Origin of the sequence: Pseudonocardia sp. SID8383, assembly GCF_009864975.1 — a bacterium.
Classification (GTDB): domain Bacteria; phylum Actinomycetota; class Actinomycetes; order Mycobacteriales; family Pseudonocardiaceae; genus Pseudonocardia; species Pseudonocardia alni.
In genome coordinates, this window is the sequence record NZ_WWFY01000432.1 from 1 (window position 1) to 1,166 (window position 1,166).

Annotated in this window: 1 protein-coding gene and 1 pseudogene; both read right to left on the minus strand. The window is 75.2% G+C overall.

The genetic code is table 11. The features are described 5' to 3' along the window. Positions 1 to 253, minus strand: a pseudogene (locus GTW08_RS10665) (HAD family hydrolase); the annotation flags it as partial. Next, positions 250 to 1,080: a phosphonate ABC transporter, permease protein PhnE gene (phnE, locus tag GTW08_RS10670; protein ID WP_073575019.1), complete on the minus strand. Its 831-nt coding sequence runs from the start codon at positions 1,078 to 1,080 to the stop codon at positions 250 to 252. The pseudogene GTW08_RS10665 and the gene phnE, both read right to left, overlap by 4 nt. Between the last annotated feature and the right edge of the window lie 86 nt (positions 1,081 to 1,166).

The following is a 1,166-nucleotide window of genomic DNA, read 5'->3' on the forward strand; positions in this document are numbered from 1 at the left end:
GCGGCGGCGACGCGGCGTAGGCGTCGGCGAGGCGGGCGACGAAGGCGTCGTGCAGGCCCTCGACGGCGCGGGCGTCGCGGACGCCGGTGAGCGCGCCGAGGGCCTCGCGCTTGTCGGCCCCCATCCAGCGGCGGATCGCGACGTCGTCGGCCGGATGTCCGGCGCGGGCGACGACGTCGGCGAGGACCCGGTAGACCGCTCCCCCCTCGTCGACGGTGGTCCCGGCGATGTCCAGTGCGGCGAGGCGGATCACGTGTCACTCCCGAGACGGCGGCGGACCTGCGCGGACAGCTGGTCGACCGCGACGATCAGCACCAGCACGACGAGGATGTGGGTGAGCATCTCGTCGAACCGGAACAGCTGGATGGACTGGTTGATGAGGAACCCGATGCCGCCGGCGCCGACCAGGCCCAGCACCAGCGACGAGCGGACGTTGACGTCGAAGCGGTAGAGCAGCAGCCCCACCAGCTGCGGGGTGACCGACGGCAGCAGCGCGTGCACGGCGACCTGCAGCCGTCCGGCGCCCGCGGAGCGCAGCGCGGTGGGCGGGCCGGGGTCGGCGTCCTCGACGGTCTCGGCCCAGAGCTTGCCCATCACGCCGATGTTGTGCAGGACCAACGCGAGCACCCCGGGGAACGGGCCGAGCCCGACCGCGGTGACGAAGACCAGTGCGAACACGACGTCGGGCACGGCACGCAGGAACGACAGCACGCCACGGGCGGCCTGGTAGGTGACCGGCCCGGGGGCGGTGCCGCGCGCGGCGGCCAGGGCGAGCGCCAGCGCGAACGGGATCGACAGGGTGGTGCCGAGCAGCCCGATCCACAGGGTGACCAGGGCTCCCTGCAGGCTCGGCCCCAACACCGCCCAGGACAGGTCGGGCGGGACCGCCTCGGTGAGGAACTCGGCCATCCCGTCGGCGCCGCCGAGCAGCGTCGCGAACGACATCTCGGTGGCGCGCCAGGCGACGACGTGCACGACGAGCAGCACGACGACGACCGTCGCCGCCAGGGCGAGGGTGCGCGGGTCGCGGCGCCGCGGCGGGACGGGGACGCGGCGGACGTCCGGTGCGGTGGTGCTCACGGTGCGGCCTCCAGTGCGGCCGCCGGCCCGCGGTGGTCGGCGGCGTCGGGGTAGAGCGCGCGGACGTCGCCGCCGGGTGGTCCGTC